The organism is Mesorhizobium sp. CAU 1732 (assembly GCF_039888675.1).
Taxonomy (GTDB): domain Bacteria; phylum Pseudomonadota; class Alphaproteobacteria; order Rhizobiales; family Rhizobiaceae; genus Aerobium.
Window position 1 is genome coordinate 1,245,503 of record NZ_JBDQQR010000001.1, and the last position, 26,167, is coordinate 1,271,669.

At 65.1% G+C, this 26,167-nt stretch carries 23 protein-coding genes; 15 read left to right on the forward strand and 8 right to left on the reverse strand.

Going from position 1 to position 26,167, the window contains the following annotated elements; genetic code table 11:
* The first annotated feature begins 84 nt into the window (after window positions 1–84).
* Window positions 85–759 carry a hypothetical protein gene (locus AAFN55_RS06100; RefSeq protein WP_347797967.1) on the forward strand — a complete coding sequence of 225 codons (675 nt, stop codon included), beginning with the start codon at window positions 85–87 and terminating at the stop codon, window positions 757–759.
* 22 nt (window positions 760–781) lie between these two features.
* Here the strand turns inward: AAFN55_RS06100 and AAFN55_RS06105 are convergent, their stop codons facing one another.
* On the reverse strand, window positions 782–1,228 hold the full coding sequence (locus AAFN55_RS06105; RefSeq protein WP_347797968.1) for a nucleoside deaminase: 447 nt from the start codon (window positions 1,226–1,228) through the stop codon (window positions 782–784).
* Window positions 1,229–1,305: 77 nt separating this feature from the next.
* Here AAFN55_RS06105 and AAFN55_RS06110 point away from each other — a divergent pair, with 77 nt between their 5' ends.
* The 7 genes from AAFN55_RS06110 (at window position 1,306) to AAFN55_RS06140 (ending at window position 8,593) form a co-directional block, all read left to right on the forward strand.
* Complete coding sequence (locus tag AAFN55_RS06110; protein WP_347797969.1) at window positions 1,306–3,351, forward strand: pseudouridine synthase; 2,046 nt, start codon at window positions 1,306–1,308, stop codon at window positions 3,349–3,351.
* 2 nt (window positions 3,352–3,353) lie between these two features.
* Window positions 3,354–3,920, forward strand: a complete 567-nt coding sequence (gene rsmD / locus AAFN55_RS06115; RefSeq protein ID WP_347797970.1) for a 16S rRNA (guanine(966)-N(2))-methyltransferase RsmD — start codon at window positions 3,354–3,356, stop codon at window positions 3,918–3,920.
* Between the two features lie 103 nt (window positions 3,921–4,023).
* On the forward strand, window positions 4,024–4,485 hold the full coding sequence (locus tag AAFN55_RS06120; RefSeq protein ID WP_347797971.1) for a GNAT family N-acetyltransferase: 462 nt from the start codon (window positions 4,024–4,026) through the stop codon (window positions 4,483–4,485).
* Window positions 4,486–4,636: 151 nt separating this feature from the next.
* Window positions 4,637–6,007: a pitrilysin family protein gene (locus AAFN55_RS06125; protein ID WP_347797972.1), complete on the forward strand. Its 1,371-nt coding sequence runs from the start codon at window positions 4,637–4,639 to the stop codon at window positions 6,005–6,007.
* On the forward strand, window positions 6,004–7,368 hold the full coding sequence (locus tag AAFN55_RS06130; RefSeq protein ID WP_347797973.1) for a pitrilysin family protein: 1,365 nt from the start codon (window positions 6,004–6,006) through the stop codon (window positions 7,366–7,368). The genes AAFN55_RS06125 and AAFN55_RS06130 overlap by 4 nt, the downstream gene beginning before the upstream one ends.
* Before the next feature lie 4 nt (window positions 7,369–7,372).
* Complete coding sequence (locus AAFN55_RS06135; protein ID WP_347797974.1) at window positions 7,373–8,305, forward strand: patatin-like phospholipase family protein; 933 nt, start codon at window positions 7,373–7,375, stop codon at window positions 8,303–8,305.
* Between the two features lie 99 nt (window positions 8,306–8,404).
* Complete coding sequence (locus AAFN55_RS06140) at window positions 8,405–8,593, forward strand: hypothetical protein (protein WP_347797975.1); 189 nt, start codon at window positions 8,405–8,407, stop codon at window positions 8,591–8,593.
* Here AAFN55_RS06140 and AAFN55_RS06145 read toward each other — a convergent pair whose 3' ends face one another.
* Window positions 8,594–10,027, reverse strand: coding sequence for an MATE family efflux transporter (locus AAFN55_RS06145; protein WP_347797976.1), 1,434 nt, complete (start codon window positions 10,025–10,027; stop codon window positions 8,594–8,596).
* 309 nt (window positions 10,028–10,336) lie between these two features.
* Here AAFN55_RS06145 and AAFN55_RS06150 point away from each other — a divergent pair, with 309 nt between their 5' ends.
* The 6 genes from AAFN55_RS06150 to lpxK all read left to right on the forward strand — a co-directional run bounded on the left by AAFN55_RS06150 (window position 10,337) and on the right by lpxK (window position 15,985).
* Window positions 10,337–11,680, forward strand: a complete 1,344-nt coding sequence (locus tag AAFN55_RS06150; protein ID WP_347797977.1) for a TldD/PmbA family protein — start codon at window positions 10,337–10,339, stop codon at window positions 11,678–11,680.
* Window positions 11,667–12,467 carry a 3'(2'),5'-bisphosphate nucleotidase CysQ gene (locus AAFN55_RS06155; protein ID WP_347797978.1) on the forward strand — a complete coding sequence of 267 codons (801 nt, stop codon included), beginning with the start codon at window positions 11,667–11,669 and terminating at the stop codon, window positions 12,465–12,467. The genes AAFN55_RS06150 and AAFN55_RS06155 overlap by 14 nt, the downstream gene beginning before the upstream one ends.
* Window positions 12,468–12,576: 109 nt before the next feature.
* Complete coding sequence (locus tag AAFN55_RS06160; RefSeq protein ID WP_347797979.1) at window positions 12,577–12,813, forward strand: DUF4170 domain-containing protein; 237 nt, start codon at window positions 12,577–12,579, stop codon at window positions 12,811–12,813.
* A 29-nt stretch (window positions 12,814–12,842) separates the two neighbouring features.
* Window positions 12,843–13,631 (forward strand): lysophospholipid acyltransferase family protein, encoded by a 789-nt coding sequence (locus AAFN55_RS06165; RefSeq protein ID WP_347797980.1) that lies wholly within the window; start codon window positions 12,843–12,845, stop codon window positions 13,629–13,631.
* On the forward strand, window positions 13,628–14,956 hold the full coding sequence (gene waaA / locus AAFN55_RS06170) for a lipid IV(A) 3-deoxy-D-manno-octulosonic acid transferase (protein WP_347797981.1): 1,329 nt from the start codon (window positions 13,628–13,630) through the stop codon (window positions 14,954–14,956). Before AAFN55_RS06165 ends, waaA begins: the two co-directional genes overlap by 4 nt.
* 3 nt (window positions 14,957–14,959) lie before the next feature.
* Window positions 14,960–15,985: a tetraacyldisaccharide 4'-kinase gene (gene lpxK / locus AAFN55_RS06175; protein ID WP_347797982.1), complete on the forward strand. Its 1,026-nt coding sequence runs from the start codon at window positions 14,960–14,962 to the stop codon at window positions 15,983–15,985.
* On the opposite strand, the gene AAFN55_RS06180 is transcribed toward lpxK, so the two are convergent.
* From AAFN55_RS06180 to AAFN55_RS06190, 3 genes are all read right to left on the reverse strand, one after another.
* Window positions 15,982–16,212: a DUF2093 domain-containing protein gene (locus AAFN55_RS06180; RefSeq protein WP_347797983.1), complete on the reverse strand. Its 231-nt coding sequence runs from the start codon at window positions 16,210–16,212 to the stop codon at window positions 15,982–15,984. The two genes, lpxK and AAFN55_RS06180, sit on opposite strands and share 4 nt — an antisense overlap.
* Window positions 16,213–16,272: 60 nt before the next feature.
* Window positions 16,273–18,090, reverse strand: coding sequence for a DNA mismatch repair endonuclease MutL (gene mutL / locus AAFN55_RS06185; protein ID WP_347797984.1), 1,818 nt, complete (start codon window positions 18,088–18,090; stop codon window positions 16,273–16,275).
* A gap of 130 nt (window positions 18,091–18,220) precedes the next feature.
* A complete protein-coding gene (locus AAFN55_RS06190) occupies window positions 18,221–19,405 on the reverse strand; it encodes a glycine C-acetyltransferase (protein ID WP_347797985.1) in 1,185 nt (394 codons plus the stop codon).
* Between the two features lie 259 nt (window positions 19,406–19,664).
* Here AAFN55_RS06190 and AAFN55_RS06195 point away from each other — a divergent pair, with 259 nt between their 5' ends.
* Window positions 19,665–21,740 carry an EAL domain-containing protein gene (locus AAFN55_RS06195; RefSeq protein ID WP_347797986.1) on the forward strand — a complete coding sequence of 692 codons (2,076 nt, stop codon included), beginning with the start codon at window positions 19,665–19,667 and terminating at the stop codon, window positions 21,738–21,740.
* Window positions 21,741–21,746: 6 nt separating this feature from the next.
* Here the strand turns inward: AAFN55_RS06195 and AAFN55_RS06200 are convergent, their stop codons facing one another.
* The 3 genes from AAFN55_RS06200 to AAFN55_RS06210 all read right to left on the reverse strand — a co-directional run bounded on the left by AAFN55_RS06200 (window position 21,747) and on the right by AAFN55_RS06210 (window position 26,072).
* Window positions 21,747–23,801 carry an NADH:flavin oxidoreductase gene (locus AAFN55_RS06200; protein ID WP_347797987.1) on the reverse strand — a complete coding sequence of 685 codons (2,055 nt, stop codon included), beginning with the start codon at window positions 23,799–23,801 and terminating at the stop codon, window positions 21,747–21,749.
* 304 nt (window positions 23,802–24,105) lie between these two features.
* A complete protein-coding gene (locus AAFN55_RS06205; protein WP_347797988.1) occupies window positions 24,106–24,336 on the reverse strand; it encodes a hypothetical protein in 231 nt (76 codons plus the stop codon).
* 173 nt (window positions 24,337–24,509) lie between these two features.
* Window positions 24,510–26,072: a trimethylamine methyltransferase family protein gene (locus AAFN55_RS06210; RefSeq protein WP_347797989.1), complete on the reverse strand. Its 1,563-nt coding sequence runs from the start codon at window positions 26,070–26,072 to the stop codon at window positions 24,510–24,512.
* Between the last annotated feature and the right edge of the window lie 95 nt (window positions 26,073–26,167).

Sequence of the window (26,167 nt, forward strand, 5' to 3'; positions counted from 1 at the left end):
AGCAGACGCCATGTTGTCGCCGGAATTTCCGGCCAGTTTGGCGTCGATCCGGCGTTTTCCGCCCGATGTGAGAGGCAAGTTGCAGTGACAATCGACAGCATCCCGACGCGCGGCGGCGCGCCGCTCCTTCTCAGTGTTTCGCTCGTTTGTGCAACCGCGCTCCTGTCGGGCTGCATGGGCTCGCCGACCTACGGCACGGGAAAGACCGCCAACGAGCAGCTTCTGGAGGACGTCACCGGCGTGCTTCAGGTCGGCCCGCGCGATCGCGGTCCCGAAATCGCCTACAATCCGCGCCCTGAGCTGGTGAAGCCGTCATCGCTGGAAGTTCTGCCTCCGCCGCAGGAGGATCTGACCTCAGCCGGAAACCCGGCATGGCCCGAATCGCCCGAGCAGCGCCGCGCGCGCATTCGCGCCGAGGCGACCGCCAATCAGGACAACCCGAACTACCGTCCGCAGGTTCGACCGGGAATGACAGGCAGCGCCGGGGCAGCCGGCGTCGATGTCGACGGCAACCGCGCATTGACCGCCACGATGGCGCCTGACAATGGCCGCCGCGTGGAATTGCAGCGTCGCGTCCGCCAGAACAATCAGGGCGAGGCAACGTCGCGCCGTTATCTCAGCGAGCCGCCGCTGGATTATCGCCGCCCCTCCGACACCGCCGCCGTGGGCGAGCTGGGCGAGGAAGAGTGGAAGAAGGAACGCCAGGCCAAGCGCGCGCAAGGCGAGCGGACCTGGCGCGACTACATTCCCGGCCTCTGATCGCGACAGGGCGGCGTGGCAGTCAGCGCCGCTCCCTGAAGAACTGCCTCAGCATGTCCGCCGAGCGGATTTCCGCAATGCCTGCATAGACTTCCGGCGCGTGATGGCATGTCGGCTGGGCGAAATACCGCCCACCGCTCACCACCGCGCCGCCCTTTTCGTCCGATGCGCCGAAATACAGCCGCCGGATGCGCGCGAAGGAAATCGCCGCCGCGCACATCGGGCAGGGCTCCAGCGTGACGTAGAGATCGGCCTCGGGCAGGCGTTCGCTGCGGAGCAGGCGGCATGCCTCCCGGATCACCAGCATCTCGGCATGAGCGGTCGGGTCGTTGAGTTCGCGGGTCCTGTTTCCCGCCTGCGCCAACACCACGCCGTCCTTGACGATCACCGCGCCGATCGGCACCTCGCCGCGTAGGCCAGCGGCTTCTGCTTCGGCAAAGGCGGTATCCATGAAGCTGGGTGGTTTCATGCTCTTCCTGCAGACGAATTTCACTCGCAAGGCCAAGTGCGGTCTGATAGTTACCCGCGCTGAAAGGCGAACGCCACATGGACAATGACAACGACAAGCCAAAGGGGCCACGCGGCCCGAAAGGCAAGCGCCCCGAAAGCGGTCGCGACGGCCCGCGCAAGCCGTTTGCCAAGCGCGCCGACGGCGACAGGAAACCGGCCGCCGCAGACGGAGAGCGCAAGCCCTTCGTGAAGCGCGAAGGCGGCGACCGCAAGCCCTATGCGAAACCTTTTGCCAAACGCGAGGATGGCGACAGGAAGCCGTTCGTGAAGCGCGATGACCGCGCCGCCGCAGACGGAGAGCGCAAACCTTATGCGAAACCGTTCGCCAAACGCGAGGATGGCGACAGGAAGCCGTTCGTGAAGCGCGATGACCGCCCCGCCGCCGCAGACGGAGAGCGCAAGCCTTTCGTGAAGCGCGAAGGCGGTGACCGCAAGCCCTATGCGAAACCGTTCGCCAAGCGCGAGGACGGCGACAGGAAGCCGTTCAAGCGCGATGACCGCGCTGCCGCAGACGGAGAGCGCAAGCCTTTCGTGAAGCGCGAAGGCGGCGACCGCAAGCCCTATGCGAAACCTTTTGCCAAACGCGAGGACGGCGACAGGAAGCCGTTCGTGAAGCGCGATGATCGCCCCGCTGCGGACGGAGAGCGCAAGCCATTCGTGAAGCGCGAAGGCGGTGACCGCAAGCCGTTCCGCAAGCCCGATGGAGACCGCAAGCCGTTCGTGAAGCGCGACGGCGCGGATGGATATGCGCCGCGCAAGCCCGCGCGCGCCGCCGATACCGTTGCGAACCCGGTTGTAAGCGAACAGGCCGGCGATGGCGAGCGCATCGCGCGCCGCCTCGCACGCGCAGGCGTGGCCTCGCGGCGTGATGCGGAGGAGATGATCGCGGCGGGCCGCGTGGCGCTCAACGGCAAGGTTCTGGACAGCCCGGCGATCAACGTCTCGCGCTCCGATCGCATCACCGTGGACGGAACCGAGATTCCGGCGGTCGAGCGGACGCGGCTGTTCCTGTTCAACAAACCGTCCGGCGTCGTCACGACCAACCGCGACCCCGAAGGCCGCAAGACCGTTTTCGACGTGCTGCCGAATGGCCTGCCGCGCCTGATGACGGTCGGCCGTCTCGACATCAACACCGAGGGCCTGCTGCTGCTCACCAATGATGGCGGGTTGTCGCGCGTGCTGGAACTTCCGGCGACCGGCTGGCTGCGCCGCTATCGCGTGCGTGTGCACGGCAAGGTCCAGCCCGAAGCGCTTGGCGCGCTGAAGGACGGCATTGCGGTCGACGGCGTCTTCTACGGCTCGATCGAAGCCACGCTGGACCGCGAGCAGGGCTCGAACGCCTGGCTGACGCTGAGCCTGCGCGAGGGCAAGAACCGCGAAGTGAAGAATGTTCTCGCGTCGCTCGGTCTCGATGTGACGCGGCTGATCCGTGTTTCGTACGGTCCGTTCCAGCTTGGCGAACTGGCCGAGGGCGAGGTCCGCGAGCTCAAGGGCAAGCTCCTGCGCGACCAGCTCGGCGAGCGGCTGATCGAGGAATCCGGTGCGGATTTCGAAGCTCCCGTGATCAACGAGTTCTCCAACAAGCCCGTCGCGCGTGTCGAACCGAAGCGCGAGGAACCCACTGAGCTCTACAACAAGAAGCGCGAACGCGAGCAGAAGCGCGAAGACGCGCTGGGACGGCTCCAGACCAGCAGGCCCGCCGGCAAATCGTTCGGCAAGCCGGACAGGGATGGCAAGCCCGCGCGGGGCGGAAAGCCGTTCGGTGGCGGTGGCAAGGACAAGCGTTTCGACGACCGCAAGCCGCGTGACGGAAAGTTTGGCGACGGAAAGCCGGGCGGCGGCAAGTTCGGTGATCGCAAGCCGGGTGGCCGCGAGGAGCGTCCGGCGTTCGAGCAGCGCTCGCGTTCGGCGAATGTCTGGATGGCGCCCGGCGCGCGGCCCGTCGGCGAGAAAAAGAAAGCCGAGATGGCCGAGCGCACGGAAGGCCGGCGCTACGCCGGAAAGCCGCGTCCGCAGGGCAAGCCCGGCGACAAGCCGGCGCCTCGTGGAACGGGTCCTCGCAAGCCGCGTGGTGATCGCTGACCATGCGCATCGTGGGTGGGGAATTTCGTGGCCGCGCGCTCGTCGCGCCGCGCACGAACGCGATTCGCCCAACCAGCGACCGGACCCGCGAAGCCGTCTTCAACGTTATCGCGCACGGTCATGCGGACAAGCTTGACGGTACGCGGGTGCTCGATCTCTTCGCGGGAACGGGCGCGCTGGGCTTGGAGGCGCTGTCGCGCGGGGCGGCGCAATGCCTTCTCATCGAGGAATCGGCGGAAGGAAGGGGCCTGATCCGCGAGAACATCGAGGCGATGGGCTTGCAGGCGCGCGCGAAGATTTTCCGGCGCGATGCGACGCGCATCGGCGATGCCGGAAACATCGCGCCCTTCGACCTGATCTTCGCCGACCCGCCCTACGGCAAGGGTTTGGCGGAAGTCGCGATTGCCGGCGCGCTTGCGGGCCGCTGGCTGAAGCCGGGCGCGCTCGTGGTGGTCGAGGAAGCGGCCGCATCGCCCTTCGTGGCGCCGGAGGGGCTGACGCTTCTGGACCGCCGCGAGTATGGCGAAACCTGCGTCACTTTCTGCACCGTCGCCGTTGCCGCTGCCTGAGCGAAGCCGCGTTTTGACGACGGCCGCACGTATCCCGGCTTGATGGAGAGGCTGCGCCGTGCTCCCATTCGGCCCTAAATCGTTCGGGGCATTGGAGGTTTTCTTGGCGATTCGTGCTCGTGAGGCATCCCCTGAAGACGCGGCCGCGATGTGTGCCGTCATCAATCCATTGATCGCCAAGGGCGGCAGCACCGCGCACCGAAATCCGTTCGATACGGCCCGGATGATCTCCCACTATATCGCGCCGCCGACCGGCATCGCTTGCGTGGTCGCAGTTGACGGGGAGACGGTCGTAGGCTTCCAGTCCGTGTCCTGGTCTGGCGAGCCGGCGCTGGGCGAGGCCGCCGTCGGCAGTTTCGTCGCGATGGAGCAGCATGGGCGAGGGATCGGGCGGATCATGTTCCGCGAGACGCTCGACCGGGCGAAGGCGGCCGGTGTCCGCACCATCGACGCGACGATCCGCAAGGAAAACGTCTCGGGCCGCGCCTTCTATCGAAAGCTGGGTTTCGTGCCCTACAAGGAGGGTGACGAGACCGTATCGAAGCTGTTCACGGTGGCGGGCTGACGGTGCCCGGCCGGTCGTCATCCTCCCTCCCGTTCAAGATCATTTTTGTGTCGCGCCCGAGTTTGGACACTCTTCATGGGGATGAGGTGCGCGGTTGCGCGCGCCGCTGAGGGCGCTATCTCTTGGGAAGCCGTAGAATGAGGATTGCTTCATGAACAAACAACCGGTCAGCGGCCGTGCCTTCGTATTGCGGTCGGCCGCAGTCGCCGCCATCACGATCCTGCCGCTGTCGGCCGTCGCCGAAGATGCGCCGCAGATCGTGGACTTCAAGCTCGACAACGGCATGGAAGTGGTGGTGATTCCGGACCGGCGCTCGCCCGTCGTGACCCACATGCTGTGGTACAAGGTCGGCAGCGCCGACGAGGAGGCCGGAAAGTCCGGCATCGCGCATTTCTTCGAGCATCTGATGTTCAAGGGTACGTCCAACCACGGCCCTGGTGAATTCTCCGCCCGCATCGCCGATGTCGGCGGCCGCGAGAACGCCTTCACATCCTACGATTACACCGCCTATTTCCAGCAGGTCGCGCCCAGCGAGCTGAAAGTCATGATGGAGTTCGAGTCCGACCGCATGCGCAACCTCGTCCTGACGGACGACGTCATCGGTCCCGAACGCGACGTCATCATCGAGGAGCGCAATTCGCGGGTCGAGAGCGATCCATCGGCGCTCCTGAGCGAGGAAGTCAATGCCACGCTCTACCAGAACCATCCCTATCGCTTTCCGGTGATCGGCTGGATGCAGGAGATCGAGCAGTTGAATCGCCAGGATGCGATCGATTTCTACGACCGCTTCTACGCCCCGAACAACGCCGTTCTGGTGGTTGCGGGCGACGTGGACGCTGCCGAAGTGCGCACGCTGGTCGACGAGACCTACGGCAAGATCGAGCGCGGGCCGGACCTTCCGCCGCGTGTGCGCCCGGTCGAGCCCGAGCAGAACACCAAGCGCACCGTGGAACTGGTCGACAGCCGCGTCGGCGTGCCGGGCTTCTCGAAACGCTGGGTCGTTCCGTCCTACACGACGGCCGAGGATGGCGAGGCCGAAGCGCTCGACATCCTGTCCGAGCTTCTCGGCGGCGGCACACGCAGCCGCATCTATCAGGAACTGGTAGTCAAGCAGGGCATCGCCTCGTCGGCGGGCGCATTCTACCAGGGCACTTCACTCGATGCGACGACCTTCGGCGTCTATGGCTCGCCGCGCGGCGACGCGAAGCTCGAGGATGTCGAGAAGGCGATCGACGCCGAGATCGAAAAGCTCGTGAAGGACGGCGTCACGCAGGACGAACTCGACAAATCCAAGAAGCGCGCCCTGCGCTCGATGATCTTCGCACGGGACGACCAGTCCGGCATGGCGCGCATTTACGGCGCGACCCTGACGACCGGCGGCACGGTGGAAGACATCGCCGAATGGCCAGACCGCATCAACGCCGTTACCGTCGAAGACGTGCAGCAGGCGGCCGAACGGTATCTCGACCAGCGCCGCGCCGTCAGCGGCTACCTTCTCCCGGCAGAGGAGGACCGCTCGTGACGAATACGGAGACGCGCCCCGCAATGACCGCACACCGCTTCATGATCGCCATCACCACGACCTTCCTGGCGTTGGTCTTCCTCACGCTGCCGGCCGTCGTGCCCGCGCGCGCGGAGGTCGAAATCCAGGAGGTCACATCCGACAAGGGCGTCACCGCCTGGCTCGTCGAGGATTACACCGTGCCGATCATCGCGGTCCGCTTCGCCTTCAAGGGCGGCAGCACGCAGGACCCCGCCGGCAAGGAAGGCCTTGCCAATCTGATGACGGGCCTGTTCGACGAGGGCGCGGGCGAACTCGACGCCGACACGTTCCAGGAACGTCTGGACGAGGTGGGCGCCGAAATGAGCTTCAACGCGACGCGCGATGCCGTCTACGGCCAGATGCGCATGCTGTCCGACGACAGCGGGGACGCATTCGAACTGCTCGGCATGGCCGTGACAGATCCGCGCTTCGACCAGGAGCCGATCGATCGCATCCGCGCGCAGATCATGACGGGCATCCAGCGCGACATGCGCGACCCCAATGCGCTTGGTCAGGATCAGTTCGCGCGCGCGCTCTATGGCGAACACCCCTATGCGCGCCGCTCGGATGGCACGCCGGAAACGCTGGGCTCGGTCACTGCCGAGGATCTGCACCGCATGCATGAGCGCATGTTCGCGCGCTCCAATGTCAGCATTGCCGTCGTCGGCGCCATCGATGCGGAAGCGTTGAAGGCGGAACTCGACAGAGTCTTCGGAGACCTGCCGGAAACTGCGTCGTCGGACACGGTGGCGCAGGTTGAGCCGAAGCTCGACCAGTTGGTCTCGTATCCGTACGACCTGCCGCAGGCGACGATCCAGCTCGTCTATCCCGGCCTGAAGCGTGACGATCCGGAATTCTTCCCAGCCTTCATCATGAACCACATCCTGGGTGGCGGCGTCTTTTCCTCGCGGCTGTTCAACGAGGTGCGTGAAAAGCGCGGCCTCGCCTATGGCGTCGGCTCCGGGCTCGACACGGGCGATTATTCGAACTCGCTGTTCATCGGCACATCGACGCGCTCCGACCGGGCGCAGGAGACGCTGGACATCATCCGGCAGGAAGTGAAGCGCATGGCCGACGAAGGCCCGACCGAGGACGAACTGGCGCGCGCCAAGACCTATCTGGTCGGCGCATACCCGATCAACAACCTCGATTCGTCCTCAGCCGTCGCACGCACGCTCGTCGAGTTGCAGAAGGAAGGCCGGGGCATCGACTATATCCAGCGCCGCATCGGGCTCATCGAGGCCGTGACGCTGGAGCAGGTCAAGGCAGCCGGCCAGCGCCTTTTGGAAGCGGAACCTGCCGTGCTGGTCATCGGGCCGGAACTCGGCAACGGAGGATGATGAGATGGACGCTCCCGACCGGGGAGGCGTGACGGCGGGCAGGTCCGCTCAGGAGTGGCCTGTCGGGGACCGCAAGCCCAGCGGAGATCCGACCTTCGCGATCGCCTTTGGCGGTGGCGGCGCGCGCGGCCTGTCGCATATCCACGTGATCGAGGCGCTCGACGAACTGGGTATCCGGCCGGCCGCGGTCTCCGGATCGTCGATCGGCGCGATCATGGGCGCCGGCATGGCAGCCGGTATGCCGGGGCGGGACATTCATGATTATGCCCGCCAGATACTCGGCAGGCGCGCGGAAGTCGCCGCGCGCATGTGGCGTGCGCGACCGGGCACGTTCTCGGAAATGGTGTCGGGCGGCGTCGGCTTCACCCAGTTCAACGTGGAACGCATCCTGCGTTCCTTCCTGCCGGAGGCCATTCCCGACCGGTTCGACGATCTGGTGATCCCGCTGAACGTGACGGCGACGGATTTTTACAGCCATTGCCAGACGGTCTTCGACCATGGCGACCTCTACACCGCCCTTGCCGCCTCCGCTGCGATCCCCGCCGTGTTCCGCCCGGTGCGGCATGAGGGGCGCATCCTGGTGGATGGCGGTATCTCGAATCCGGTGCCGTTCGACCTTCTCGAAGGCAAGGCGGACATCCTGATCGCCATCGACGTGATCGGCGCACCGACTGAAGGGTCGCGCGGCCGACCCCGGCCGAATTCGCTGGACCTGATGTTCGGCGCGAGCCAGATCATGATGCAGTCCATCATCGCCCTGAAACTCCAGCAGACGCGGCCGCAGATCATGCTGCGCCCGCCGGTGTCGCATTTCCGGGTGCTGGATTTCCTGAAGATCGAACGGGTGATGGCCGAGACGGTCTCGATCAAGGATGAACTGAAAGAGGCGATATCGGCTGCGGTCGAGCGCTTCCACAAGACCGACGAGATAGCCTGAACGCCCCTCGATCACGCGCACATTACGAAAGTTTAACAAGCGCGAGCGAAACATCGCCTCAAACGGCGGTTAACTCCATGGCAAATGGAGGTAAACGCCATGAACCAGCACGTCTCTCAAAGTGCGTTCCGGACCCGTGAAGTGACGCTGTGGACCCCGTGGGGCCGGCAGTCGGTGACGGAGATCGACCCCGGCGCCACGCGGCGCTTGTGGAAGTCCGACCACAGCCTCTGGCGCGAGGCCAGGCGGCGCAAGCAGCGCAGGCTGCTTTTGAAGGCAGCGACATAGCTATTGCAGCGTCGCGGCCTTGCCGGTCGAGAACGGTGATTGTGCCGCAGGCGGTGGCGGCGGTGCATCCAGATCGATTTCGGGCGGTGGATTGACGCCGATGTTGCGCACGACGCGGAACGCCACGACCAGCGACACGATACCGAACACGATCGCGCCGAGACCCCAGCCCGCCACCACGCCCTTGGCGCCGTAATAATGCGCGCCGATCCAGACGAACGGAATGACGCCGAGCGTCGAGCGGCCCCAGTTGAACAGCGTCGAGAGCGTCGGGAAGCCGAGATTGTTGAATGCGGCGTTGGCCACGAACAGCGCGCCGTTGAACAGGAAGCTGCCGGCCGCGAACAGGCAGAAGAAGACGATCAGTTCGCGGGCCGCGCCCACCGCGCCGAACAGGCCGGCGATCTGCGACGACAGGAGCGCCAGGACGAGCCACGCGGCGAGGCAATAGACCGTCACGAAAATCAGGCTGTCGCGCATCACCTGATTGAGGCGGTCGTAGCGCCGCGCGCCGTAGTTCTGGCCGAGGATCGGCCCGACCGAGCCCGACAGAGCGAAGATGACCCCGAAGGCGACGGGGATCAGGCGGCCCACGATGGCCCAGCCCGCAATCGCTTCGTCGCCGAAGCGCGACATCTCGTAGGTGACGTAGGCATTGCCGACCGGCGTCGCGACCTGCGTCAGGACCGCGGGAATGCCGATGGCCATGAAGGGACGGGCCACCGAGACGAGCGTCTCGCGCGACGGCAAGGCGATCAGCCCGTGGACATAGTGCGCGCCGTGGAGACCGACCGCGAGCAGGACGAGGCGCGACAGCACCGTCGAGATCGCCGCCCCGTCGAGGCCCAGACCGAAACCGAAGATGAACAGCGGATCGAGTACGGCCGCCGCGATGCCGCCCGCAAGCGTGACGTACATCGCCCGCCGCGCATCGCCGACGCCGCGCAGGATGCCCGTCGTGCACATGCCGAGCGCCATGATGGGCAGCGATGGAATGACGATTTGCATGAACCGCGTCGACAGTGCGCGGGTCTCGCCGGTGGCGCCGAGGAGCCCGACGAGCGTATCGAGGAACGGCCAGGCGAGGACCGCGACGGCGGTCGTGGCGCTCCCGATGAACAGCATCGACGCTCCACCCAGACGAGCGGCCTCCGTGCGGTCGCCGCGCCCGAGCGCGCGCGAGACGAGAGCCGACGCGGCGATCGTGAAGCCGATCGAGATCGATACGGTGAAGAACAGGAGCGTGCTGGCGAACCCGATCGCGGCGGCAAGCTCCTGGATGCCCAGCATCGAGATGTAGAAGAGGTTCAGCGCATCGACGAAGAAGATCGCGACGAGGCCGACGGAGCCGGTGGCCGTCATGACAGACACATGCCGCATCGTCGAGCCGGTGACGAATTTGGCCTGGTTGGATGGGATCGGCGCGGCGGTCAAGGGTGCGCTCCAACGATGAAATGCTGCTCTCTTTCGCGTCCCCCTCTGTCCTGCCGGACATCTCCCCCACACGGGGGGAGATCGGCCAATCGCCACCGTTTGCGAGCGTGATCTCTCCCCTCGTGGGGGAGATGTCCGGCAGGACAGAGGGGGGCGACGTAGGGCACGGCCTTGGAGACTTTCCGCATATGTGACCCTCTACCACGAAATGCCTCGGTCGCGAGGCATTGCAACATGCGGGGTACGGCCATAGATGGAGTGGCGAACCCTCCCGGCAATGTGCGACCTCCGACCAGACAGAGCAATTCCATGAGCCAGAAGACCGATTCCAGCCGCCTTGCCGATCTCGTATCGGGCCTCGTCGAGGCAGCGAAGCGCGCCGGCGCCGACGCGTCCGACGCGGTCGCGGTCCGTTCGCGCTCCACGAGCGTCTCGGTGCGTCTCGGCAAGGTGGAGGAGACCGAATCATCGGAAAGCGACGACGTCTCGCTGCGCGTCTTCATCGGCAAGCGGGTCGCAAGCGTCTCCGCCAACGCCGCGTCCGACCCGGCGACGCTCGCCGAACGGGCGGTGGCGATGGCCAAAGTGTCTCCAGAGGACCCGCATCAGGGTCTGGCGGATGCATCGCTCCTGGCGCGTGCGCCAAGAGATCTGGACCTCTTCGACGGGACTGAAATTTCGGCCGATCGCCTGCGCGAGGACGCGCTTGCGATGGAAGAAACGGCACTTGCCGTCGAGGGCGTGAAGAATTCCGGCGGCTCCGGTGCGTCGGCAGGCATGGGCGGACTGGTTCTGGCCACGTCGCACGGCTTCTTCGGCGAATATGTCGCCTCGCGGTTTTCCCGCTCCATCAGCGTGATCGCGGGCGAGGGCACCGGCATGGAGCGCGATTACGACTTCTCTTCGCGCCAGCACTTTGCCGATCTGGACGCAACCGACATGATCGGCCGCAAGGCTGCCGAGCGTGCCGTCAGGCGCATCGGCGCGCGCAAGGCCAAGACCGGACCGGTCACCGTGATCTTCGACCCGCGCGTGGCGCGTGGCATTGCGGGTCATCTGGCAGGCGCGATCAACGGCGCTTCGGTCGCCCGCAAGACGAGCTTCCTGCGCGATTTCATGGGCAAGCAGGTGGCGGCATCCGCGATCACCGTGACGGACGATCCGCTTCGTCGCCGTGGCCAGTCCTCACGCCCGTTCGATGGCGAGGGCGTGGAAGGCACGCCGCTGACGATGGTCGATCAGGGCGTTTTGAACCACTGGTTCCTGTCCGCATCCGCGGCAAGCGAGCTTGGGCTGACGACGAATGGCCGCGGCGTGCGCGGCGGGTCCTCTGTGTCACCGTCCTCGACGAACCTCGCGATCGAACGGGGTTCGCAGACGCCGGAGGATCTGATCCGGTCGCTCAACTCCGGCTTCTACGTGACCGAGGTCTTCGGGCAGGGCGTCAACATGGTGACGGGCGAGTACTCGCGCGGCGCTTCGGGCTACTGGATCGAAAACGGCGAACTGGCCTGGCCGGTCGCGGAAGTGACCATCGCGGCCAATCTGAAGGACATGTTCCTCAACATGGTGCCGGCCGACGATGTCGATCGCAATTTCGGCACGGCTGCACCGACGCTTCTGATCGAGGGCATGACGCTTGCAGGCGAGTGAAGCTGACAACGAGGGGCTCCTGGCCGATCTCGCCCTGATACGCGACGCCGCGCGCGAGGGCGGCGATATCGCCATGCGCTATTTCCGCAAGGACCCCGACGTCAAGATGAAGCCGGGCAACTCGCCTGTCTCGGCGGCGGATTTCGCGGTGGACGACTTCCTGCGCGAGACGCTGATGGCGGCGCGCCCCGACTATGGATGGCTTTCCGAGGAGACGGCCGACAGTCCCGAACGGCTGTCGGCACGCCGCACCTTCGTCGTGGACCCGATCGACGGAACGCGCGCCTTCATCGAAGGTCGGCGCACTTGGTGCGTGTCGATCGCCGTGGTGGAAGCGGGCGTACCGTTGGTCGGCGTGCTGGATTGTCCGGCGCGCGGCGAAATCTACGAGGCGACGGCGGAAAGCGCGGCGATCCTGAACGGATCCGAGATCAAAGTCTCCCATGCGTCAGACAACCTTCGCATCGCGGGCCCGAAGCCGATGCTCGCGGCCGCGCCGTCCTACATGCGCAGCGAGCACGTTATCCCCTACATCCCGTCTCTCGCCTATCGCGTCGCGATGGTGGCGAGCGGCGAACTCGATGCGACCTTCATCAAGCCCAATTCCCATGATTGGGATCTTGCGGCCGCCGACCTGATCCTTCGGCGTGCCGGCGGGCAGGTTTTGAACGAGGCGGGCGTCGCGCCGTTCTATGCCGGGCCGCAGCCGCGACACGGTGCACTCGTTGCCGGGAGCGGCGATCTTTTGCAGGCAATGACGCACGTGATTGCCTCGATCGCGGATTGACCATCACGCGGCGGTTTCAAATCGTAACGAATTGATCTAGAGGAAAGTTCACCGCGCGAGGCGGCAAGTCCGCACATTGGCGCGACCCATCATCAGACGAGCGACGATCATGGCCGACGAAACCGGAACCAAGCAGCTTCTGCATCTCGTATTTGGCGGAGAATTGACGTCCCTGAAGGGCGTCGATTTCCGCAATCTCGAAGACCTCGACATCGTCGGAATCTTCCCCGACTACAAATCCGCCGAAATTGCATGGAAGGCAAAGGCGCAGGCGACTGTGGACAATGCGCATATGCGCTACTTCATCGTGCATCTCCACCGCCTGCTCGATCCCGAAGCCAAGTAGCAAGACCAGCGACAAGAACAAAAAGACGTATGGATCAAAACGCCGTTTCCCCTCTGCCTGACGCGCAGGCGCCAGCGCAAAAGCCACGTCCGGGCATGCTCAAGGCGGCGTGGAAGAAGGTGCGCCAGCCGCTTGCCCGCTCGGTGGCGGTGAAGAACGCGCTGGCGAGCGTGATCGCAGGCGCTGTCAGGTTCATCTACTGGACGAACCCGGCCGTTGCCGGTTCCGACGACCCGAACCCGGTCATCGCTGCCCAGACGCCGGCGATCGGCGCGCTGTGGCACGGCCAGCATCTTCTGGGGCCGGCCATCAACCCGCGCCACCACAAGGTCGTGGCGCTGTTCTCGCGCAGCGCCGATGCGGAATTGAACGCACTGGTCGCCGAGAAGCTGGGTTTTTCCACGATTCGCGGCTCAGGCGGGCGCGACCGGCTGAATTCAGTCGAAAAGGGCGGAGCGCGCGCGCTGATCGCGCTCAAGAAGACGCTCGACGGCGGCAACAACGTCGCGATGATCGCCGATATTCCCCATGGCACGCCGCGTGAGGCGGGCCTCGGCATCGTGACGCTCGCCAAGGTGTCCGGTCGTCCGATCGTCCCGCTCGCGATCGCAACCAGCCGCCGCAAGGTGCTGGAGAAGTCCTGGGACAAGACGACGATCAACCTGCCCTTCGGCCGCCACGCGCTGGCGCTGGGCGAGCCCATTCTGGTTCCCTCCGATGCGAGCCCGGAACTGATGGAGCAGAAGCGCATCGAGGTGACGGCCGCGCTCAATCGCGTGACCGATCGCGCCTACGGCCTCGTGGATGCGCCGAAATGAGCGAGCGCTGGGCCCGTGCGATGCTCACCACCTACAGGTGGGCCGGCGCGGCCGCCTATCCGCTGATCGGCACCTATGTCGCCTATCGCGCCAGCAAGGGTAAGGAAGAGCATGCCCGCAGGCGTGAGCGCTATGGCAGGGCCGGCCAGCCCCGCCCGGACGGGCCGCTGATCTGGGTACACGCGGCCAGCGTGGGCGAGACGATGGCGGTCGTGCCGCTGATCGAGCAGATACTGAGCCACGGCATCAACGTGGTGCTGACGACCGGCACCGTGACCTCCGCACAGGTCGCCAAGGCGCGCCTCGGCGACCGGATCGTGCACCAATATGTGCCGCTCGATCTCAAGCCCGCGGTCAGCCGTTTCCTCGATCACTGGGTACCCGACCTCGCGATCATGGCCGAATCGGAAATCTGGCCGATGACGATCCTCGAGCTTGGGTCGCGGCGGGTGCCGCAGGTGCTGGTCAATGGCCGCCTGTCGGATCGCTCCTTCGCGAGTTGGACCAAGCGCAGCTTCGTGGCGGAAGCCCTGTTCGAAAACCTCGCGCATGTGATCGCGCAGACCGAAATCGACGCGGAACGGTTTCGCGCGCTGGGTGCCAGGCCGGTCACCGTATCCGGCAATCTCAAGGTCGATACCGTGCCGCCGCCTGTCGACCAGGCAGAACTCGACCGGCTTCGCGGTGAAATCGGACCGCGCCGGACATGGGCCGCCGTTTCCACCCATGACGGCGAGGAAGCCGCCGCCGCCGGTGTCCACAAGCAGCTTCGCACACGCCATCCCGATCTTCTGACGATCATCGTTCCGCGCCATCCCGACCGCGCCGACGCGATCGCGGCTGCCTGTGCGGAGATGGGGCTCAGCGTCGCGCGGCGCAGCCTCGGCGACAAGATCTCCACCCGCACCGACATCTTTCTCGGCGATACGATCGGCGAGATGGGGCTTTATCTGCGGCTGACCGAGATCGCCTTCGTGGGCAAGTCCCTGACGGGCGAGGGCGGGCAGAACCCGCTCGAGCCCGCGATGCTGGGAACTGCCGTCCTTTCCGGCCGCAACGTGCAGAATTTCCGCGAATCCTACCAGAAGCTCGCAGCCTGCGGCGCCGCGCGCTTCGTTCGCGACAAGGAGGTTCTGGCCGGGGCGGTCAACTTCCTGCTCAACAATGACGTTGAACGCCGCAAGATGATGGATGCGGGCCTAGCGACCATCGAGGACATGCGCGGCGCGTTGGTGACGACGCTTCAGGCGCTGGAGCCGTTCATCCATCCGCTGATCGTTCAGGCCCGTCTCGGCGTCACGCCCGCGGGCAACGGCTCCCAGTAGCCGATGGTCAGCGAAGCGCCGCCCTTCTGGTGGACGAAGGCGGACTGGCGCGCCTGGGCGCTGTACCCGCTGTCGCTGGCCTATGGCGCGGTGGCACGCCGGCGATTGCTGAAAGCGCCGCGCGAGAAGGTCGATGCACCTGTCATCTGTGTCGGCAATCTGACCGTCGGCGGTTCCGGCAAGACTCCGGTCGCGATCGCGCTGGCACGGGAGGCGAGCGCCATGGGCCTGAAACCGGGCATTCTTTCGCGGGGACATGGCGGTTCGGTCGGTCACCCGCATCTGGTCGACGCGCATCACGACATCGCGCGCCATGTCGGTGACGAACCGTTGTTGCTGGCGAGGGCCGCGCCCGTCGCGGTGACGGCGGACCGTGCGGCGGGTGCGCGGCTCCTGATCGACCATGGCTGCGACCTGCTCATCATGGATGACGGCTTCCAGTCCGCCCGCGTCTTCATCGACTACGCGCTGATCGTTGTCGATGCGCGGCGCGGCGTCGGCAATGGCCATACGATTCCCGGCGGGCCGATGCGCGCCACGCTGGTCGACCAGATGCGCTACGCCGACGGCGTGCTGAAGGTGGGCGACGGCGAGGGAGCCGATGCCACGCTCCGGCAGGCGGCACGCGCGGGCCGGCCTTTCTTCGAGGCGAGCATCCGTAGCCTCGCGCCGGACGGCTTCGAGGGAACGCGGTGCCTGGCCTTTGCCGGTATCGGCGATCCCGGAAAGTTCTTCGACACCGTATCGGCTGTCGGCGGCATACCGGTCGTGACCAAAAACTTCGCCGATCACCATTTCTACAGCGAGTTCGACGCGCAGGACCTTCTGGCGACGGCGGATTCGCAAGGGCTCGAGATCGTCACGACGGCCAAGGACGCGGTTCGACTGGATCATGGCACCGAGGCGCTTGCCGCGCTGCGGCGGCGCGCCAAAATCATCGAGATCGAAGCCGTGTTCGAACTGGAGCGCGCACCGCGCACGATCATCGACGCCGCGCTCGACTCATGGCGCAGGCGCAGGCTGACCTAACCCCTGCTGCGAAGTCCCGGATTCATCTCGATTTCCCGCGAAAGCGACGCGTTGGCGCTGGCATAGGGCTCCTGGCGCGCGACGCTCCAATACTTCAGCTCATCGAGCGGGATCGTGTCGCCGGTCACGGCGCAGCGCACGAACGCGCCGGGCGTCATGACCTGGAAGTCGCCATCGAGGTAGCGTATGCGCGCTTCCCTGCCGCCGGGTCCTTCAAAACGGTTCATCGTGCCTGCCTTTCGCTCGCCCGGTTCCGCCACAAAAGCGCTGCGAGGTCAAGCGCGAGCTCACCGCCGGCCGAAAAGCCGCTCGATATCTGCGAGTTTCAGCTCGACATAGGTCGGCCGACCATGGTTGCAGGTGCCAGATCCGGGCGTCGCCTCCATCTGGCGCAGAAGCGCGTTCATCTCCTCGGGGCGCAGACGCCTGCCTGAGCGGACGGAACCGTGGCAGGCCATGGTCGCGGCGATGGCATCGAGCCGCTCCTTGAGGGTCTCCACCGTGTCGTTTTCGGCGATCTCGTCGGCCAGGTCGCGAACCAGCCGCTGCACGTCGACTTCGCCCAGCATGGACGGCGTTTCGCGCACCGCGACCGCACCCGGCCCGAAACGCTCCAGCCCGAGGCCGAACTGCGCCAGAAGCCCGGCCTGCGCCGACAGGCGATCGGCATCTTCTTCCGGCAGATCGACGATCTCCGGCAGGAGCAGCATCTGCGACGGGATCGCGCGGGACGAGAGCGCCGTCTTCAGCGCCTCGTAGACCAGCCGCTCATGGGCCGCGTGCTGGTCCACGATCACGAGGGAATCGTCCGTCTGCGCGACGATGTAGTTCTCATGCACCTGCGCGCGCGCTGCCCCGAGCGGCCTGGCGGTGAGTTCGGGCGCGAGGTCGGAAATGCCGGCGCGCGCGTCGACGCTCGGACGCGTCGCCATGTCCATGACGGCCTGGCCGACTTCCGCAAATCCGCCTTCGAGCGGCCGGTGCGGGGAGGTCGAGAGGTCGAAACTCGTATGGGTGTCCGCAAAGGGACGCCCGGGCTGTGGCGTGAAACCCGTGCCGCCGGGGCGAAATGCCGCGAGCATCGCGGACGCTCCGGTCGTGGCGGGCCGGATGCCCGCCTTCGCCAGCGCCTCGCGGATGGAACCGACGATCAGCCCGCGCACGAGGCCCGGATCGCGGAAGCGGACATCGGCCTTGGCGGGATGGACGTTGACGTCGACGAGTGCTGGATCGAGGTCGATGAAGAGCGCCGTCACCGCATGCCGGTCACGCGGCAGCACGTCGGCATAGGCCCCGCGGATCGCGCCCGCCAGCATCTTGTCGCGCACCGGGCGGCCATTGACGTAGAGGAACTGGTGCAGCGAATTCGCCCGCGTGAAGGACGGGATCGAGGCGAAGCCGGAGAGGCGCACAGGCCCGCGATCGGCCTCGATGCGCAAGGCGTTTTCGGCGAACTCCCGGCTGATGACCTGCGCGATGCGATCCGAAAGACCCTTCTCGCTGTCGCCGCAGGCCGCGAGATCGAGCGTCGAGCGATCCGTGCCCGAGAGCGTGAAGCGGACATGCGGGAAGGCGATCGAGATGCGCTTGACCACGTCCGCGATCGCGCCCGCCTCGGCGCGCTCGCCCTTCATGAATTTCAGCCGCGCCGGCGTTGCGAAGAACAGGTCGCGGACTTCTACCAAAGTGCCCCGATTGGCCGCGACGGGCCTGACGGCCGAAACGCGCCCGCCCTCGACCGTGACCTCGTGGCCCTCGCCGGACGCCTGCGTGCGTGAGCGGATGGCGAGTTTCGACACCGACCCGATGGACGGTAGCGCCTCGCCGCGGAAGCCCAGCGAGCGGATGTCGTGGATATCGTCGGAGAGCTTCGACGTGCAATGCCGCGCGATCGACAGCGCCAGATCGTCCGCATCCATGCCGAACCCGTCATCAATGACGCGCAGCATCGAAAGCCCGCCGCCCGCGGTCGCGATCTCGATGCGCGACGCGCCCGCGTCGAGCGCGTTCTCGACCAGTTCCTTCACGACGCTGGCCGGGCGCTCGATGACTTCACCGGCGGCGATCTGGTTGATTATCGTTTCGGAAAGCTGGCGGATCGGCATGCGATCACCTTAGCGGGATTCGGGCTGGCAAGATAAGTCGCAAGTTAAGCCCGACGCACAGCGCCGCCCCTCATCCGCCCTTCGGGCACCTTCTCCCCGTAAACGGGGAGAAGGAGGAGGCCGCGTCAACTCAAACGATGCCCAGTTCCTTGCTGACTTCCGCGAAGGCGGTGACGGCGCGGTCGATGTCGTTGCGCGAATGCGCCGCCGACATCTGGGTGCGGATGCGGGCCTGTCCTTTCGGAACGACCGGAAACGAGAAACCGACGACGTAGATGCCGCGCTCCAGCATCCTGGCGGCCATCTCGCCGGCAAGTGCCGCGTCGCCGATCATCACCGGGATGATCGGATGGTCCGCGCCGGCAAGCTTGAACCCGGCATCCGTCATGGCGGAGCGGAAATGCTCGGCATTGCCGTAGAGCTTCTGGCGAAGGCCGTCACCGTCGTCGATCATGTCGAAGACCTTGAGCGACGCGCCCGCGATCGCCGGCATCAGCGTGTTGGAGAAGAGATAGGGGCGCGAACGCTGGCGTAGCCAGTCGACGACCTCCTTCTTTCCCGACGTGTAGCCCCCCGATGCGCCGCCAAGCGCCTTGCCGAGCGTGCCGGTGATGATGTCGACGCGGCCTTCGACGCCGCAATGCTCGGCCGAGCCGCGACCATGCTGGCCGACGAAGCCGACGGCATGGCTGTCATCGACCATGACCATCGCGCCGTACTCCTCCGCGAGGTCGCAGACGCCGCGCAGATTGGCGATGATGCCGTCCATCGAAAAGACGCCGTCGGTCGCGATCAGCCGGAAGCGCGCATCCTTAGCTTCTTCGAGCCTGGCGCGCAGCTCCGCCATGTCGTTGTTCGCGTAACGGTAGCGCCGGGCCTTGGAAAGCCGCACGCCGTCGATGATGGACGCGTGGTTGAGCGCGTCGGAAATGATCGCGTCCTCTTCCGTGAGCAGCGTCTCGAACAGGCCGGCATTGGCGTCGAAGCATGAGGAATAGAGGATCGTGTCCTCCATGCGCAAAAACTGCGAAATGCGGTCTTCCAGTTGCTTGTGTTCCTCCTGCGTGCCGCAGATGAACCGCACCGAGGCCATGCCGTAGCCATAGCGATCGATCGTGGCCTTGGCGGCGTTGCGCAGATCTTCGCTGTCGGCGAGGCCGAGATAGTTGTTTGCGCAGAAATTGAGGACGGATTTGCCGCCGACCTCGATCTGCGCCGACTGCATGGACGAGATGACCCGCTCGGACTTGTAGAGCCCGACCGACTTGAGCGCGTCGAGTTCGCCGGAGAGATGGGTGAGGAAAGCGTTGGTCATTGCGGGGGTCTCCTTGCAGGCTTGGCGGCAGATTGGTGTCTGCGACCTGCGATTTCCACCCTAAATGCGACAATCGTCAGGTGTCGCGCAATGCCGCCATTCGGATTGTCGCGAATTGGACCTATTGCCTGAACCAATCGCTAACCAGCCACCGCGAATTGGACGCCCTTCACGCTGCGGCGAAAGCGATTCGCGGCTTCCGTTAACAACTAGTCCGCATGACTGTAGCGGGCGAAAATTGTGTGGGGCATCGACTTTCATGGCGATGGCGGAAAAGCGTTCCGGTTCGGACAAGCTGATCCTGAGCATCAAAGGCGCGTATTGGGCAGCGTTGCTGATCATCGCGGCAATGTCGCTTGCGACCTATCTGCTGCTTCAGAACATGATGGCCGAACATCAGCGCGACGAGTCGCTTTTGACTTTGGTCGGCGCGCAAAAGACCTTGTCTCAACGCATCGTGTTTCTGGCAAACGCGGCGAAACTCGCAGCGCCCGATAACAAGCGCTCGATGCTCGCCTCGCTGGAGGCCGCGACGGACCAGTTCGAGCAGAACTACGACGCCATTCTTGGCCGCCTCAATATCGGCGTTCCGACGACGGAAGCCGCGACCAGCGGATCGACGGAAAACATCCTCTTCGCGCGCCCGTATCATCTCGATTTCTTCGCGACGAGCCTGATCGCCAACAGCCGGCGCTTCGTCTCCTCGCTGGAAACGCAGATGGGCCTGGGTTTCTCAAGCATCGGCTATCAAGGCGGCGAGGAGCGTGCATCCTTGGACGAGACCGTCGCGACGGCGACGTTGACGGGCTTCACCCTCCTGGGCGACAAGCTGTCCGCCAGCTCGCAGGCCATGTTGGACAAGGCGATGCACGTCCATCAGATGCTTTTCCTTGCCACGATCGGCGTCATCTGCCTGATCGGCATCTTCATCTTCCGTCCGATGACCGAAGTCATCCGCCGCAGGACACGCGAACTGATCGATGCGCGCAACTCCATGGAATTCATCGCCATTCATGACGGGCTGACGGGGCTCCACAACCGCGCCTTCATGCGCGATCATTTCGACCAACTCATCAAGCTGGCGCATCGGCGCGGCGAACGCCTGGCGGTGATCCAGATCGATCTCGACCGCTTCAAGCAGATCAACGACACGCTCGGCCACGCGGCCGGCGACCATGTGCTGGTGACGACGGCGGAACGCATGCGAACCTCCTGCCGCGCATCCGACATATGCGCCCGGTTCGGCGGCGACGAGTTCGTGATGGTGCTGTCCGCCGCGGGCTCGTCGAAGGATATCGACGGCCTGGCACGGCGTATCCTCGACAAGATCAACGAGCCGATCGTCTATGAAGGCGCGACGATCTTTTCGGGCGCGAGCGCCGGCATCGCGGTCTATCCGATCGATGCGGAGAACGCCGCCGACCTCATGATCCATGCCGATCTCGCACTCTACGCGGCGAAGAAGCAGGGCGGCAGCTCCTTCTCGTTCTTCTCCGACGAGCTTCGGCAGGAACTCGAACACCGCAAGCAACTCGAGCGCGACATCACGAAGGCCATCGCAGATGACGATTTCAACGTCTACTTCCAGCCGCAGATGTCGCTGACGAACGGCGCGATCACCGGAGTCGAGGCGCTGGTCCGCTGGAAGCATGCCGAGCGCGGTGCGATCTCGCCGGGCGAGTTCATCCCGGTGGCGGAGAAGGCGGGCGACATGCCGGCGATCGGCCGAATCGTGGTGCGCAAGGCGATTAAGGAAGCGGCCTCCTGGCATCGCGCCGGCATCGAGTTCGGCAGACTGGCTATCAACGTGTCGGGGACGGAACTGCGCGAGCCCGATTTCACCAAATTCCTGTTCGACACGCTGGAGCGCGCGGGACTGCCGACGGAGAAGCTGTCGCTGGAAATCGTCGAGTCGGTGATCCTCGACGACGAGAAGACCGGCATCGCTTCGAAGCTGCGCATGATCCGCGCGGCCGGCGTGCATTTGGAGCTGGATGATTTCGGCACGGGCTACGCCTCACTCAGCCACGTTAATCCGAACGAGATCGACCGCCTGAAGATCGACCGCCGCTTCGTGCAGAACATCAATCTGAACGGTGACAACTCCAAGATCGTCCGCGCCATCACGGAACTGGCGCGCGGGCTCGGCATCTCGATCATCGCGGAAGGCGCGGAGACGGAGGAGGAACTGTCGTCGTTGCTCTCGATCGGCTGCGATCAGGTGCAGGGCTATTCGATCGCATTCCCGATGCCCGACGCGCAGGCGCGCGAATGGCTGGAATCACGGTCCATCAGAAAGCCGGTGCTGAAGCTCGTTGAAAGTGCCGCTGGCTGATCCCGTTCAAATCCTCAGCGCGAAGCGGATTCCGTCATAGATGGCTGCGTGGATGTTGCGCGATGCAACCGCATCCCCGATGCGAAACAGCGTGAACGCGGCAGCCGGATCGCTTTCCGGAAAGATGTCCCCGCCCCGCACCAGCCGCTCATAGTCGACCGCGCCACGGTTTTTCGAGAGCGGCTTGAGCGCGTGATAGAGCTCGTCGTTCGCCATCGTGCCGTGCTCGACCACCACCTGATCGACGACGCGTTCCGCGCGCCACTCACTGGCGAAATCCGAGCCGAGGGTGGCGACCAGCTTGTTGCCGTCGCGGCGCACGGCGATGAGGCGGGTGTTGATGGTCACGGTCACGTCTTTTTCGTGGAACACGCGCATATAGGGCACGTGGTTCATGCCGCCCATTTCCGGTGCGAAGAAACGCTCCGGCGAGACGAGTTCCAGCCTCGACCCGGCATTGGCGATCATCTCGGCCGCCGTCATGCCCGGATGCCCGCCATTGTCGTCGTAGAGCAGGACCGATTCCGCTGGCTTGGCCGCGCCGGACACGATGTCCCAGCTCGACGTGACGAGGTCGTCGCCTGTCTCCAGCGGCGGGTTCTGCGGCATGCCGCCGGTCGCCACAATGACGATGTCCGGCGACAATGCCAGAACGTCGTCGGCTTCGGCCCAGACATCGTAGCGGATGTCGACGCCCAGATGCTCCAGCTCGGACAGCCGCCAGTCGATGATGCCGACGAGTTCGCGCCGGCGCGGATTCTGGATGGCGAGATTGATCTGGCCGCCGGCCTTGCCCGAGGCTTCCATGATGGTGACGGAATGTCCACGTTCGGCTGCCACGCGCGCAGCTTCAAGCCCTGCCGGACCGGCCCCGACGACCACGACCCTGCGCGCCGGGCCTTGGCTGCGTGCGATGACATGCGGGATCGACGCCTCGCGCCCCGTCGCCGCATTGTGGATGCACAGCGCCTCGCCGCCCTCGTAGATGCGATCGAGGCAGTAGGTCGCGCCGACGCAAGGGCGGATGCGGTGTTCCTCTCCACGCGCGACCTTGGCGACGATGTGCGGCTCGGCAATATGCGGCCGTGTCATGCCGACCATGTCGAGCTTCCCGGATGCGATCGCATGGCGCGCGGTTGCCACGTCAGCGATACGAGCCGCATGGAAGACCGGGAAGTTTGTCGCGGCGCGCACTTCGCCGGCGAAATCGAGATGCGGGGCGGAGCGCATGCCGGTGATCGGGATCACGCCGGTCAAGGCGGCGTCCGTGTCGATATGGCCGCGAATGATGTTGAGGAAGTCGATCCCGCCACCACGCGTCAGGCGCTGCGCGATCTCCACGCCTTGGCTGCGCGAGATGCCGGTGGAAAAATCCTCGTCCGCGACCATGCGGACGCCGACGATGAAATCCGGACCGACCGCCTTGCGCACGGCCTCGATGACGAGGTTGGAAAAGCGCATCCGATTGTCGAGCGAGCCGCCGAACGCATCGGCGCGGTGGTTGGTCGCGGGCGACCAGAAACCGTCCATCAAATGGCCGTAGGCCTCGAACTCGATGCCGTCGAGCCCGGCTGCGTGCATCCGTTGCGCGGCTGACGCGTAGTCGGCGACGATGCGGTCTATGTCCCAGTCCTCTGCTTCCTTGGGGAAGGCGCGATGGGCAGGCTCGCGCACCGGCGAGGCGGAGAGCACCGGCAGCCAGTCGGCCTTGTTCCAGCCGGTGCGGCGGCCGAGATGGGTCAACTGGATCATGACCTTGCAGTCATGCTCGTGGCAGGCGTCGGCAAGCTCGCCCAGCCAGGGCACGATCCCGTCGCGATAGGCCTGGAGGTTGCCGAAGGCGGCCGGGCTGTCGCGCGAGACCAGCGCCGAACCCGCCGTCATCGTCATGGCGATGCCGCCCTTGGCCTTCTCGGCGTGGTAGAGCCGATAGCGCTCCTTGGGCAGCCCGTCCTCGGAATAGGCCGGCTCGTGCGCCGTCGACATGACGCGATTCTTGAGCGTCAGATGCTTGAGCTGGAAAGGCTGGAGGAGCGGGTCGGAAGGCGTGCGGTTTGTCATACTGTCTACGATCAGCGGGGTTGTGCGGGCATGGAGCGAGGATTGCGAGCGCCGTGGCGGATGCGCAAGACAAGTACCTCCGACGATGTGAGACGATAGAATATGAGATAGGGGTACGGATGTGTGTTCGTGATCTTGATCTGTGCCCTGTCCGTATCGCGACCGGTTAGCGGGTAGTCCCGGATGTTGACGAGAATCTCCGCGAGACGCGCCTCGAACCGGGTGTTCGCCAGCGGCGATACGGACAAGAGATAGTCTGAAATTGCTCGAAGGTCGGCGGAAGCGGCGGTCGTGAGCCGGACCTTCATTTGCGATACTTTGCAAAGATGGCCTCGACCTCCTCTTCGGTTGCGAACTCGCCGCGTTCCACCTGCGCCAGCGCGAAATCAATAGCCGCATTCTCTTCGTCGGAGAGGACGTAGGGAACTTCCTCCGCGCCGTTTGCGACATCGAGTATCGCTCGCGCGGCCTGGTCTTGCTTCTCCGGCGGCAACTTGCGGACCACATCAAGCGCCATTTCAAGGAGTTCGGTCATGGCTGAAACTTCCCTTTCTGTGGAGCTTCGCGACCCTAGATAACGGCTGTGACCCTCTGGCGCCGTTGTCGCCGCAGTCTCGGTCGTCATTTGATCACGAAACGAATTTTACCATCCCCAGTGCCCCAGGTCACTCATGGGCGAGCCATCGCGAAGAACAGACAGGGGCGCATTCAATACCATGCGTCCTCCATCTCGGCCTTTCGCCTTGCCATGAAATCCTCCAGCGCCTCGTCGATCGCCTCGTCCAGCGGTGGGGCTTCGTACTCGGCAAGGGTCTTCTTCCAGGCCCTGTTGGCGCGGATCGCGGCGTCTTCCGATCCGGCGGCCTCCCACTTCTCGTAGGGTTCATTATCGGCCACGCCGGAATCCCAGAAGGCGGTCTCGTAGTTCGCCATCGTGTGCGCGCAGCCGAAGAAGTGGCTTCCGGGGCCAACCTCGCGGAAGGCGTCCAGCGCGAGCTGGTTATCGTCGATCACCACGCCGTCGAGATAGGTGTGGAGCGCGCCGCAGAAATCGGCGTCCATGACGAACTTTTCGTAGGACATGGACAGGAGCCCGTCGAGGAAACCGGCGGAGTGGAGAATGAAGTTCGCCCCGCAATGAACGGCGGCCAGCATCGACATCGTGCCTTCGTTCATCGCGTGCGCGTCCGGCAGCTTCGACGTGGTGAAATTGCCCGAGCATCGCAATGGCAGGTTGAGGCGTCGTGCAAGCTGCCCGATCACCATGGAGCCGATCGCAGGTTCCGGCGTCCCGAATGTCGGTGAGCCCGAGCGCAGAGACATGGATGAGAGGAAGTTGCCGAAGATGACCGGCGCGCCCTTGCGCTCGAGCTGCGTCAACGCGCAACCGGCCATGGTCTCGGCGAGCGACTGCGCGATCGCGCCGGCGTTGGTGACCGGCCCCATCGCGCCGCCGAGGATGAACGGCACGATCACCGCCGCCTGGTTGGCGCGGGCATAGGCGCGCAGGGCGGTGGTCATGGTCGCGTCCCACACCAGCGGCGAGTTGACGTTGACATTGCCGAGGATGACGCAGTTTTGGTCGACGAAGTCCTCTCCGAAGACGATGCGCGTCATGTCGATGGAGTCTTCGGCGCGCGCCTCCGACGTCACCGATCCCATGAAACCACGATCGGAATAGCGGATGTGGCTGTAGACCATGTCGAGGTGGCGTTTGTTGACCGGCACGTCGACCGGCTCGCAGATCGTGCCGCCGGAATGATGCAGCCAGGGCGACGATTGCGCCAGCTTCACGAAGTTGCGGAAATCCTCGATCGTGCCGTAGCGGCGGCCTTTGTCGATATCCATGACGAAGGGCGAGCCATAGGCGGGCGAAAAGACGACCGACTTGCCGCCGATCTCGATCGACCGTTCGGGATTGCGTGCATGCTGGGTGAAGGAGGCCGGCGCGGATTTCAGGATTTCGCGCAGCATTCCGGGCTCGAAGCGCACCAGTTCCCCGTCGATCGTCGCGCCGGCACGCCGCCAATGATCGAGCGCGACCGGATCGTCGCGGAACTCGATGCCGATTTCAGCGAGGATACGATCGGCGGTTTTCTCGATCCGCAGGAGGTTTTCTTCGCCGAGGATGTCGTAGGTCGGGATGTTGCGGACGATATAGGGCCGCCCGAGCCCTTGCGATCCATGGCTGCGTTGCTCGCGCCGCGCGACCCGCCCGCCGCGCTCGCGCCTGCGCTCGGTCTGCATCGTGCCTGCTACGGAAGTGACCATGACGTTGCTCCCCTGCGTCTGCCAAGGCTAAGGCGTCTATGCAACGCTGAACAGAACTCTTTGCGCCTTTCGATGACGCAAATGCGGAAGCGGCA

What these genes read in the sequence shown, in the direction of transcription:
- AAFN55_RS06110 (WP_347797969.1), top strand. Translation starts at nt 1,306, where the DNA reads ATGGACAATGACAACGACAAGCCAAAGGGGCCACGCGGCCCGAAAGGC.
- AAFN55_RS06125 (WP_347797972.1), top strand. Translation starts at nt 4,637, where the DNA reads ATGAACAAACAACCGGTCAGCGGCCGTGCCTTCGTATTGCGGTCGGCC.
- lpxK (WP_347797982.1), top strand. Translation starts at nt 14,960, where the DNA reads ATGGTCAGCGAAGCGCCGCCCTTCTGGTGGACGAAGGCGGACTGGCGC.
- mutL (WP_347797984.1), bottom strand. Translation starts at nt 18,090, where the DNA reads ATGCCGATCCGCCAGCTTTCCGAAACGATAATCAACCAGATCGCCGCC.
- AAFN55_RS06135 (WP_347797974.1), top strand. Translation starts at nt 7,373, where the DNA reads ATGGACGCTCCCGACCGGGGAGGCGTGACGGCGGGCAGGTCCGCTCAG.
- AAFN55_RS06150 (WP_347797977.1), top strand. Translation starts at nt 10,337, where the DNA reads ATGAGCCAGAAGACCGATTCCAGCCGCCTTGCCGATCTCGTATCGGGC.
- AAFN55_RS06160 (WP_347797979.1), top strand. Translation starts at nt 12,577, where the DNA reads ATGGCCGACGAAACCGGAACCAAGCAGCTTCTGCATCTCGTATTTGGC.
- AAFN55_RS06190 (WP_347797985.1), bottom strand. Translation starts at nt 19,405, where the DNA reads ATGACCAACGCTTTCCTCACCCATCTCTCCGGCGAACTCGACGCGCTC.
- AAFN55_RS06165 (WP_347797980.1), top strand. Translation starts at nt 12,843, where the DNA reads ATGGATCAAAACGCCGTTTCCCCTCTGCCTGACGCGCAGGCGCCAGCG.
- AAFN55_RS06195 (WP_347797986.1), top strand. Translation starts at nt 19,665, where the DNA reads ATGGCGATGGCGGAAAAGCGTTCCGGTTCGGACAAGCTGATCCTGAGC.
- AAFN55_RS06200 (WP_347797987.1), bottom strand. Translation starts at nt 23,801, where the DNA reads ATGACAAACCGCACGCCTTCCGACCCGCTCCTCCAGCCTTTCCAGCTC.
- AAFN55_RS06140 (WP_347797975.1), top strand. Translation starts at nt 8,405, where the DNA reads ATGAACCAGCACGTCTCTCAAAGTGCGTTCCGGACCCGTGAAGTGACG.
- AAFN55_RS06210 (WP_347797989.1), bottom strand. Translation starts at nt 26,072, where the DNA reads ATGGTCACTTCCGTAGCAGGCACGATGCAGACCGAGCGCAGGCGCGAG.
- rsmD (WP_347797970.1), top strand. Translation starts at nt 3,354, where the DNA reads ATGCGCATCGTGGGTGGGGAATTTCGTGGCCGCGCGCTCGTCGCGCCG.
- AAFN55_RS06105 (WP_347797968.1), bottom strand. Translation starts at nt 1,228, where the DNA reads ATGAAACCACCCAGCTTCATGGATACCGCCTTTGCCGAAGCAGAAGCC.
- AAFN55_RS06180 (WP_347797983.1), bottom strand. Translation starts at nt 16,212, where the DNA reads ATGAACCGTTTTGAAGGACCCGGCGGCAGGGAAGCGCGCATACGCTAC.
- waaA (WP_347797981.1), top strand. Translation starts at nt 13,628, where the DNA reads ATGAGCGAGCGCTGGGCCCGTGCGATGCTCACCACCTACAGGTGGGCC.
- AAFN55_RS06205 (WP_347797988.1), bottom strand. Translation starts at nt 24,336, where the DNA reads ATGACCGAACTCCTTGAAATGGCGCTTGATGTGGTCCGCAAGTTGCCG.